This is a genomic window from Intrasporangium oryzae NRRL B-24470 (assembly GCF_000576595.1).
In the GTDB taxonomy this organism is placed as follows: Bacteria; Actinomycetota; Actinomycetes; order Actinomycetales; family Dermatophilaceae; genus Intrasporangium_C; species Intrasporangium_C oryzae.
The window spans coordinates 57,331-67,412 of the sequence record NZ_AWSA01000024.1 but is presented as its reverse complement, the minus strand read 5'-3'; the positions used below and the strand labels follow the sequence as shown (position 1 = coordinate 67,412).

Annotated in this window: 6 protein-coding genes; 4 read left to right on the top strand and 2 right to left on the bottom strand. The window is 70.9% G+C overall.

The genetic code is table 11. The annotated features are described in order from the left end of the window. Nucleotides 1-253: 253 nt before the first annotated feature. The gene (locus tag N865_RS12405) at nucleotides 254-5,608 is read right to left on the bottom strand and encodes an IPT/TIG domain-containing protein (protein ID WP_157557678.1); all 5,355 of its coding nucleotides are present in this window, start codon (nucleotides 5,606-5,608) and stop codon (nucleotides 254-256) included. A 371-nt stretch (nucleotides 5,609-5,979) separates the two neighbouring features. On the opposite strand from N865_RS12405, the gene N865_RS12400 reads away from it, so the two are divergent. From N865_RS12400 to N865_RS12390, 3 genes are read left to right on the top strand one after another with little or no spacing between them, the layout of a single operon-like run. Next, nucleotides 5,980-6,648 (top strand): response regulator transcription factor, encoded by a 669-nt coding sequence (locus N865_RS12400; RefSeq protein ID WP_034806257.1) that lies wholly within the window; start codon nucleotides 5,980-5,982, stop codon nucleotides 6,646-6,648. Nucleotides 6,649-6,651: 3 nt separating this feature from the next. Then, the gene (locus tag N865_RS12395; RefSeq protein ID WP_034806254.1) at nucleotides 6,652-7,791 is read left to right on the top strand and encodes a sensor histidine kinase; all 1,140 of its coding nucleotides are present in this window, start codon (nucleotides 6,652-6,654) and stop codon (nucleotides 7,789-7,791) included. Nucleotides 7,792-7,850: 59 nt separating this feature from the next. Further along, nucleotides 7,851-8,357, top strand: coding sequence for a GNAT family N-acetyltransferase (locus N865_RS12390; protein ID WP_034806251.1), 507 nt, complete (start codon nucleotides 7,851-7,853; stop codon nucleotides 8,355-8,357). A 36-nt stretch (nucleotides 8,358-8,393) separates the two neighbouring features. Here N865_RS12390 and N865_RS12385 read toward each other — a convergent pair whose 3' ends face one another. Beyond that, nucleotides 8,394-8,684, bottom strand: a complete 291-nt coding sequence (locus N865_RS12385; RefSeq protein ID WP_034806248.1) for an ANTAR domain-containing protein — start codon at nucleotides 8,682-8,684, stop codon at nucleotides 8,394-8,396. Nucleotides 8,685-9,010: 326 nt separating this feature from the next. Here N865_RS12385 and N865_RS12380 point away from each other — a divergent pair, with 326 nt between their 5' ends. Further along, nucleotides 9,011-10,078, top strand: a complete 1,068-nt coding sequence (locus tag N865_RS12380; RefSeq protein WP_245603745.1) for a LacI family DNA-binding transcriptional regulator — start codon at nucleotides 9,011-9,013, stop codon at nucleotides 10,076-10,078. Nucleotides 10,079-10,082: the final 4 nt, after the last annotated feature.

Sequence of the window (10,082 nt, the reverse complement as noted above, 5' to 3'; positions counted from 1 at the left end):
CGGGGCGGAGGCGCGGGCGGGCGTCCCGGCGAGCAGGCGCGACCCGAGGAGGGCGCCGCCCACCGCGCCCGCTCCCCCGAGGAGCACCGCACGCCGGTTCGGGCCGTCCTGGTGAGAGTTCTCGTTCATCGTGTGCTCCACATGGGTCGGGTCCGGCGGGTGGTGATCGCTCGTGCAGGGGATGCCGGGCTGGTGCCCCGGCTCCCGGGGCGCGGGTGGGTGTTTCTCGGGGGGGAGGCGCGCCCCGGGAGGGTCATGGCTTCACCTGGTCGGAGCTCGCGTCCCACCGCGTGCCGGACGGACGGCTCTGGCCGTCGATGTCGAGCGCGGGGGCGGTGACCGTCTGGGTGAAGTTCGTGCCCCACACGACCGAGGTGCTGGCCGCGCCGCGCCCGTAGGCAGGGGAGGTCGAGCCGGTGAGGTGGTAGTCGCCCTGCAGGGCCGGCGGCAGCAGCTCGGCGATGATCGCCGCCTGCCGGAACGCCGGGTACGTGCGGGAGGCGAGGACGCTGACGGAGACGTCGAACGGGTCCTTGAGGCCGGGGGCGTCGGTCACCGTCGTCGCGGCGCCGCCGTCGGTGCCCTGGGTCGTCTGGATGACCGAGTTCACCGGGTGGAGCGACCCGCCGCCGGAGACGCCCATGTCCCAGTTGAGGATCCCGCCCGCCGTGCCGTTCGGCAGGGTGCCGCCGATGCCGTAGACGTAGCCGCCGTCGAACGAGCCGGCCCGGTTGTCCCAGAAGACGTCGTTGAGCAGCGTGGGCTTGCTGTACGTCGTCGCCCCGAGGACGGCCGCACCGCTGAACGTCCGCAGCCTTGCCTGAAGCGGGTCGCTGTTCTCGCCCGTCGCCAGCCCGGCCGGTGCCGGTCGGCCGTCGCTCGTGATCGCCGTCGCCGTGGTGAGGTTCTTGGCGACCGTGTTGTTGACGATCTCGACGAAGGCTGCGTCGTCGAGCGCGATGCCGCCGCCCTCGTGGGCCGAGACGTTGTCGGCGATCGTGTTGTTCGTGATCCGGATCGTCTCGAGGCGGTTCTTGGCGAGGTGCGAGCCGCTCACCTGGAGCAGGCGGATGCCGCCGCCGTCGTCGCTCGCGAGGTTGGCCACGATCGTGTTGCCGTCGATCGTCGCCGGCCCGGTGCCCTCGGACAGCTGGCTCGGGTCGGAGGGCAGCTCACCGGCGAGCATGACTGCGCCACCCTCGTCGTAGGAGCTGTTGAACCAGATCGTGTTGGCCGAGATCGTGCCGCTCAGCCCGTTGTGCGACTGGTAGCCGTACACCGTCATGGCACCGCCGTACTCCGCGGAGAAGTTGCCGCAGATGGCGTTGCGGGTCACGAGGTAGCCGTCCGTCCCGGCGAAGAGGCCGATGCCTCCCGCGAGGTTGGTCCCGCCGTTGTCGCGGATCTGGTTGTCCGAGATGACGACGTTGCGGTTGCGGTTGTCACCGCCGGTGACGTACGGCGTGCCGACGCGGATCCCTCCGCCGTAGGAGCCGCTGTTGCCGACGATGAGGTCGTCGCTGATCCGCAGGCCGTTGACGTTGTAGTGCACGTACACGCCACCGCCCTGTGAGACGAGCGCACCAGCGGCGCCGTACGGCGTCTTCACCGCCCCGCCGAGCGTGTTGACGTTGGCGGGGAAGTCGGCCTGCGAGCCGCCGGTGATCTGGAGGCCGTCGATCGCGGGGAAGCTCGAGGGCACGATGCCGGCACGGTCCGGGTCGTCGAGGACTGTCACCACCGCACCATCGGGCACCGCGGCCGGGCCGGAGTAGCGGAGCGAGCCGAGCAGCGCGATCCACGCGGCCCCGTTGTCGAAGTCGGGGTTGAAGCCCTGCCCGTCGAGGATCGAGCCCCGGACGAAGGTCTTGTCCGGCCGGAAGCCGCCCGGGCCGACGCCCTGGATGGCCACCTGGTGGTGGACGATGACGTTCTCGTTGTACTCACCCCGCGGGTTGGCGGACGTCTGCGCGTTCGGCCAGACGACGACCAGCCAGTACCGCTGCGTGGAGCTCGTGCTCGGGGTCGCGGCCTCGAGTGCCGCCTGGACGGTCGGGTAGGCCTTGCCGGGGCCGACCTCGGCGAGGCGCGGGTTGGTCGGGCCCGACCCGGACCTCACGGCGTCGTCGAGCCCCCAGACGGTGAGCCCGTTGGCGCTCGACCTCCCGGCGTTGTTGGTGATCTGGACGCGGAGCGAGCCCCGGAAGGCCGCCGTGTTGGGCAGCGTGACCGAGATGCTCGTGTCACTCCAGGCCGTCGCCGTCACGAGCGCGCCGCCCACCCGGACCGAGCCGGAGCCCTGGGTCGCGCCGAAGCCGAACCCGTCGACCACGACGGTGCGGTTGACGTCGCCGGAGCGGACGTAGGGGCGGTTCACCGCAAGCAGCTGCGGGACGGTTGCCCCGAGGTCGCACATCGTCGGGTTGACGGCCGTGGTTCCGGGGGCGAGGACCGTGCTCGCCGCCTGCGTGGGCGCCGTGTCGGTGACGGTGTAGAGCCCCGGCCAGCCCTGGAAGTTCGTCCCGATCGTGCGGAACCTCGGGTTGTAGTCGGCGTTGAGGGCCCCCGGTTGGCCCGGGTCGTTGCCGACGAAGCGGTACATGTTCGGGCAGGGGCCTGCCGGGACCGGGCAGTTGTACGTGCCGGTCGACGGCTCGAGCGCCTCGTAGAACCCGTTGAAGTCCGTGTGGACGGTGTCGACGAGCCGGCCGGACCAGTCGTACAGACCCATCGGCACGAACGGCAGCCCCTGCGCCTCGCCGAAGTTGGCGCTGCGCTTGTCGAGGCTGAGGCCGAGGTCGTTGATCGTCAGGCCCCAGAAGTGCGTCGGGAGCGGGACGGGCGTGTGGAGGTTGAAGTTGGGCGCGACGGCCTGCCCATCGCGGACGGTGACGAGCTTGGCGTCGCAGAGCGGGCGGTCCTGGCCCTCGAAGGGGCTGCCTCCGCCGTCGAGGAACGCGCCTTGGGGAACGCTGACCGTGTGGAGGGCCCCGGCACAGGGCGGGATCAGGCCCGCGCCCTGAGACGGCGGCTGGTCGGGCTTCGGGGCAGGGGCCCCGGCGCCACCCTCGGCTGCGGAGACCGATGCCGGTGGGAAGTTCTCCTGCGGGAGGTAGGTGTCGCCGTCGAAGACGTTGACGTCCTCCTCGCGCGTCACCTGGTACATCGGCTTGCCGTCGACCGGGTCGGTCGGGATCTCGACGCTGACGACGTAGTCCTGGGCTCGCAGGTCCTGCTCGATCTGGTTGCCGTCGGCGTCCTTGCCGAGCGGCGCGTAGAGCGCGAGCCCGTCAGGGTTGTGGACGGTGTCGGTCGGCGGCCAGAGGTTGATGGTCGACGTCGCGAACCCGTAGTTGCCGTTGACCGTCTGGGCCCCACCTGGGGCGTCGGACGCGCCGACGGTGACACCCATCATCGGGGCCTCGACGCAGAGCCGGTTCGCGTCCGTGCCGAACTCGGGGAGCGCGAGCTGGTCGGTGAGCGGCTGGCCGTTGTACTGCCGGGCCGTGCAGCCACGCGGAGCAGCCCACTCCTCGGACGTGTAGGCCGTGTTGACCTCGGGACCCTTGACGAAGGCTCCGCGCTCCGGGTCGGGGTTGTCGACCATCGTCGCGCCGGTCGGGTCGTTCGGGTCGGGAACCTGAAGGGGCACGATGGCGTGGCCGTTCTTGCACGAGTTGGCCTTCTCCGCATCGGTCGTCGCGGTGCACGGCATGGTCGCGTTGAGGTGGACGGGCACGTCGGGGATGCCGGGCTGGTAGTCCTCGCTCACGGCATACCGGGGGTCGTACTCGTTGCGCGTCACGTCGTAGGAGACCGTGGCGGCGATGCCGCCGTTCTGGCCGGACGCGTACGGCTCGACGCCCCAGTCGATCCGGCCGCGGAGGCCGATGATCGGGAGGAAGTCGATGTCGACGAGTCCGCCGAGCTGGGTCGTCTCATCCGGCTCGTTGGCCGCCTGGTAGGTGACGCCCGTCGTCCGGTAGCGGGTGTTGAACGCCTCGAGGACGAGCCACTTGCCGAGCGGGTAGCCCTCCCTGATGTCGTAGAGACCCTGGTCGTTCGTCGTCGTGAGGTTCGTGTACTGGTCCATGAGCGAGTTGTCGCGCTCGCGCACCGTGAGGGTGAACCCGGGCACCGGCTGCTCGCCGGGGTCGCGCTTGCCGTTGCCGTTGTCGTCGATGAAGACGGTTCCCGTGATGTGGGTGAACCAGCCGACGATCATCGTGTTGCCGACGTCGGTGACGTCGCCGTTCGCGACCTCGACGTTGAAGCTCCATAGGATGTAGTCCTGGGCGTCGTCCCACACCGTCAGCTGGTAGGTCCCGTCCGGGACGTTCGTGATGTCGAAGGAGCCGTTGGCCGCGCCGCGGCCCACGTAGACGGCGGCGTCGCCGCGGGACAGGTCGGACAGGGCGACCCAGGGCCGAGCGATCGGGCCGTCTGACTTGGCTCCGGCGAAGCCCGTCTCGGGGACGACCTGGCCGTTCTGGCCACCGATGTAGGGCAGGCCGCCGACGACGACGCCCTTGACCTCGCCGGTCGGCGGGTTCGTCGTCGGGACCGTGAGCGACTTCGTCGCGACGAAGCCGAACTGGACGGCCGGGACCTTCTCGGCGCCCTTCGTGAGCTCGGAGTCGTATCCGGTGTCTCCCTCCTGGATCCAGATGTCGTGATCGTGGCCGCCCTCGAGGGTGGTTGTCTGGACCCACTGGTACGCCTGGCCGGCGACGGGCTTGGGCGGGCTCACGGTCGCGCCGTAGCGGTTCGGGCCGAGGTTGGGGATGACGATCTGGCCCGTCGCGTCGCTCGTGCAGAATCCGGTCGACTTCGTCGTGTCGACGATCGGCTTGCCGGCGCTGTCGTAGAGGATCGGGCCGGTGCCGTTCGTGTTGGCGTGCTTGTAGACCGTGCAGAGGGCGTTGCCGAAGTAGTCGGTCGTGACCGGGCCGAGGACGTCGGAGAGGTTCGCGGTGAAGCCCGAAAGGCCCTGCTCGCCGCCGATCTCGTACGTCCCGTCGACGGGGGCGTTGTCGTTGAACACCTGGATGCGGATCGTGGCGAGCGGCAGCGGGGTCGGCTGCATCTCGACCGTGACCTTCGTGACGGCGCCGGACGCGACGGTGAAGTGCTCGCCGTCGATCTTGTAGCCGTCGGCGAGCACGGAGATGAGGTACTTCCCGGGCGGGAGGTTCCCGAGGGCCTTGGCCGTCGACAGGTCGCTCTCGTCACCCTGGGCGACGATGGCGGAGTGGCCGGAGGTCGTGCGGACGGACGGCCAGGGGCACGTGTCCGCGTAGCCGGGATCCGAGCTGCCACCGGGGGCGCGGGCCGGGAGGCACCTGTCGTAGCCGGGCGAGGACGCCGTTCCCGGGTCGCCCGTGTCGTCGACGTTGATCATCCAGCGGTATGCCGTGACCGCGTCGCCCTCCTTCGGCAGTCCCGCGACCGCCGGGTTCACCGAACGAGCGCTCTTCACGCTGAGCGTGATGCTGCCGGGGTCGCCGGTGGCGAGCGGCGCCACGGCGGACGGTGCCGCACCGCTCGACGGCGGCGCGGCTGCCGAGGCCGCCGGGATCCCCAGCTGGGTCAGTGCAGCCGTGGTCATGGCGACCACAGCACACAGCACGGAGGTGAGGGGCTTGCTTCGCTTCGACGTACCCACGGTGACTCCCACGTCTCGCTCGTCAGGCGCACTCCACGCCTGACGCTGTCGCGAGCGTCGCAGTCGGGAGGCCGCGCTTTCCGTCGGGTGACTCGACCCTCACCGGATCGTCAAGGAGCCGTCATCACGGGTGTCCTTTTGGATCAGGTCCCGGTCACGCTCCTGCCACCCCGTCGTCATGTTGCCGTCATGTTGCGGGGACGGAATCACACAAAAGGGGACTCATCGTGTTGCGCTCCCAGCCTTTTGTCAGCGTTCTCCTCACGGCGGGGACCGGGTGTGGGCATACTCGGACGGTCTCAGAGGGGGGACCAATGAGCACGGTCATGGTGGTGGATGACGAGGAGCGCATCAGACAGCTCTTGTCGCGCTCGCTCACATCGGAAGGACATGTCGTGGTGACCGCGGCGTCAGGGGACGCTGCGCTTCACCTGCTCGACACCCGGCAGGTCGACCTCATCCTGCTCGACCTCGTCATGCCGGGCCGGAGCGGGCTGAGCGTCCTGGCGATGCTCGTCGAGCGCCAGAACGACGCGCCGGTCATCGTCATCTCCGGCGTGACCGACGTGGGCGCCCGCGTCCAGGCCCTGGAGCGAGGGGCCGTCGACGTCGTGGCCAAGCCCTTCAGCCTGGCGGAGCTGCTCGCTCGAGTCCGGCGCAACCTCGGCGGGCGTCGAGCGCCCGGCGACGACCGCTTCCTGACGGCGGGCGGCGTGCGCCTCGACCTCGACCGTCGGCGGGCCCGGTCGGGCGGCGCCGACGTCAGCCTGACCGAGCGGGAGTTCTCGCTGCTCGCTCACCTCATGCGCCGGCACGGGGAGGTCTGCCGGCGGGAGGAGCTGCTCCACGACGTGTGGGGACTCGAGTTCGACCCGGGCAGCAACGTCGTCGAGGTGTGTGTGCGGCGCCTGCGGACCAAGCTGGGCTCACGCGTCCCGATCGAGACGATCCGTCGCGTCGGCTACTGCTTCTACGAGGACTGAGCGATGAGCCGCCCGATGCTCGTGGTCTGGGTCGTCGTCGCACTCGCCAGCAGCGCGCTCATGTGGGTGCTCCCCGGCACCGAGACGGTGCCGTACCACCTCGGGTGGGCGACCTTCGCCCTCTGCTACGGCCTCGAGCAGTGGAGCGGGCGGTTCACCGCCTGGAGCCTCGGCGCCTTCACTCTCGTGACCGGCGTCATCATCGTCGACCGTGCGGCGACCGGCGTGATCGACTGGCAGGAGACGGCCGAGATCCCGCTCATGCTCCTGCTCATCGGACTCATGGTCTGGCACGTCCGGCGACGCAACCGGGCGCTCGCCGCGGTGACGGTGCTCGCCGAGCGGGAGCGTCGAGAGGCCCGAGCCCGTGAGCTGCTCACGCGACGCACCTCGCACGAGCTGCGCTCGCCGCTCACGATCGCCCGCGGCTACCTCGAGGTGATCATGGGGCGCAGTCGCGAGCCCGAGGAGGCCGCCGACCTGCGGGTCGTCGACGAGGAGCTGACCCGCCTGACGCGTGTCTGCGAGCGCCTGGTGCGCAGCATGCGCGTCCGCGGAGACCTCGAGACCACGACCTTCGATGTCGACGCCGTGCTGGCCCAGACGGCCGAGCGCTGGGCCACGGTTGCCGACCGGGTCTGGCTGCTCGAGGCCCGGGGCGGGCTCCTGCACGGCTCGCCCGAGCGGCTCCGGGCCGGCCTCGACACGCTCGTCGAGAACGCGATCCGCTACACCGGTCCCGGCGACACCATCCGGCTCTGGGCGTCGCGGACCGGTGACGAGACGATCTCCATCGGCGTGGCCGACTCGGGTCCCGGGTTCTCCGACGACCTCATCGTCGCGATCAACGGGGCCACGTCCTCGGACCGTCTGGGCGCGGCCCGGGACGACCTCTCGCAGACCGGGCTCGGTATCGGGATCGTCGTCGACATCGCGACCCGGCGCGGCGGCCGGATCGAGGCAGGTCGCTCGTGGGCGGGCGGGGCCGAGGTGACGATGGTCCTGCCGGTGCACCCCGAGCTGGCGCTCGCGCCAGGGCACGGCAACGGCAGCCTGCGCCAGCTGGCGATGCGGGACTCGGACGAGCTCGGGGCGCAGCTGGGCCCGGTTCTGCCCGGGATGGCCGAGGGTCGGAGCGCCTAAGGCGTCACCGCTCGGGATGGCGGCCACCGCCCGCCGACCGGCTCGACTACCCTGCGCCAATGGCCTACGAGCTCAGCCCCTTGCGCGAGACGGACGCCGAGACGCTCGGCCCCCTGCACAACCGGATCTGGCGCGAGGCGTATGCCGGTCTCCTCCCCGCCGATGTCCTGGACTCGCGTGACGACTCCGAGAGCACGGCCCGGTGGCGGATGCGGGCGCTCGCGCACGAGAGGCTCGGTACCTCACCGGAGGGCTGCACCACGTGGGTCGCCCGGGACGAGGACGGCGTCGCGATCGGGTGGATCGGTGTCGCCGCTGCCCGCGACGACGACGCGCCCGCGCCGACGGAGCTCTGGTCCCTCTACGTCGCACCCGAGCACCAGGGCCGGGGGGCCGCGCAGGTGCTCACCGACGCGATGTTGCCGGACGGACCGGCATACCTCTGGGTCCTCGAGGGCAACGAGCGCGCCATCGCGTTCTACCGCAAGCTCGGCTTCGAGACCGACGGGGCCACGAAGGAGCTCGGCGACTCAGGCGCCTTCGAGCTCCGGATGTCGCGCACCTGACCGCGGCGCTGCGACGGTCTTCGCCGCGCGACAGCCTCAGTCCGGCCCGTGGCTGGGAGCGGGCAGCTGCCCGGTGTCGAGGACCTCGCGAGCCAGCGCATAGAGCTTGACGTTCTGGTCCTGGCTCGCGTGCCGGAGCAGCTCGAACGCCTCGTCCTGGGTCAGCTTCTCGAACGCCATGAGCACGCCCACGGCCGCGCCGATGTCACGGCTGTGCTCCAGGGCCTTCTTGAGGTTCTCGGTCTCGGTGTCGGCCTTGTCGAGGCGCTCCAGCGTCTCGAGGATGAAGGCCTCCGTCTCGGTGAGCGACTCCTCACCCGTGGCCACTGTCGAGGGCTGCGTCAGCCCCGCGACGGATGCGTGAACAGAACCAGATGGGTGAAGCTCGTTGCGCTGCATCGTGCCGCTCCTGCCAGAACCTGCACAGACTCCCTTCGATACCGGCCGCCTTCTGGACCGGGCCCCACGAGGTCAGGATAGACATGCATCGCGCGACGCGGGAAGAGTGCGAGCGACCCGGGGGCCGACCCTCCCCGGGGCTCCCCTTCTGCCCTGCACGCGCCCGTTCGCGGACCGGTCGCGCGACAACGTTGTCGCGCATCACACGGCGAAGGACTTGCCCGTCTGAGGAGCCTCCGGATAGACATGGTGGCGTGGACCAGACAACGATGTCTCCCGCCGACCCGCGTGCCGTCGACCCTCGCGCCTCGGTCGGCCGCGCAACCATGAGGGACGTCGCGGCCCTCTCCGGGGTCAGTCTCAAGACCGTCTCACGTGTCGTCAACCACGAGGCCGGCGTCTCGCCCGAGGTGCGCGACCGGGTGACCCGGGCCGTCGCCCAGCTCGACTACACGCACAACGTCCACGCGAGCAACCTCCGTCGGACCAGCGGCCGCACCGGCACGGTCGGCGCGCTCCTGCAGGACCTCAGCAACAGCTTCTCGGCGAGCCTGCTCCGGTCGATCGAGGACGTCGCCCGCGACGCGTCGACCGCCGTGCTGGCAGGCAGTCTCGACGAAGAGGCCGACCGCGAGCGCGTGCTCGTCAAGGACCTCGTCTCCCGCCGCGTCGACGGGCTCGTCCTCATGCCCGCGACGAGTCGCCAGGAGTACCTCGCCGGAGAGCTCCGCGCCGGGCTGCCCGTCGTCTTCGTCGACCGGACCCCCCACGGCGTCGACGCCGACTCGGTCACCGTCGACAACCTGCTCGGCGCGCGCCAGGCGACGCAGCACCTCATCGGCCACGGTCATCGCCGGATCGCCGTCCTCAGCGACCTCGTCGAGATCGAGACGGCCGCGCAACGCGTCCGCGGCTACCGGGAGGCGCTCGCGGCGGCGGGCATCACGTCCGACCCGGCCCTCGAGCGCACCGGCCTGCGCACGGCGGCCTCGGCCGAGCACGAGGTCCGGACGCTGTTCCGGGAGGGACCCGCCCCGACGGCGATCTTCGCCGCACGCAACGACCTCGCCGCCGGCACCGCCCGGGCGCTGCGCTCCCTGGGCCTCAGCCACGAGGTGGCGGTCGTCGGCTTCGACGACTTCCCCCTGGCGGACCTGCTCGACCCGCCCCTGACGGTCGTGCGCCAGAACGTTACGCAGATCGGCGCCGAGGTGGGACGCCTCCTCTTCTCGCGCATCGCCGGCGACACGGCGCCCCCACGACGGGTCGTCATCGAGCCGACCCTCGTGCCACGCGGTTCGGGCGAGATCCCGCCTCGCTGAGCGC

What these genes read in the sequence shown, in the direction of transcription:
- N865_RS12405 (WP_157557678.1), bottom strand. Translation starts at nt 5,608, where the DNA reads ATGACCACGGCTGCACTGACCCAGCTGGGGATCCCGGCGGCCTCGGCA.
- N865_RS12400 (WP_034806257.1), top strand. Translation starts at nt 5,980, where the DNA reads ATGAGCACGGTCATGGTGGTGGATGACGAGGAGCGCATCAGACAGCTC.
- N865_RS12395 (WP_034806254.1), top strand. Translation starts at nt 6,652, where the DNA reads ATGAGCCGCCCGATGCTCGTGGTCTGGGTCGTCGTCGCACTCGCCAGC.
- N865_RS12390 (WP_034806251.1), top strand. Translation starts at nt 7,851, where the DNA reads ATGGCCTACGAGCTCAGCCCCTTGCGCGAGACGGACGCCGAGACGCTC.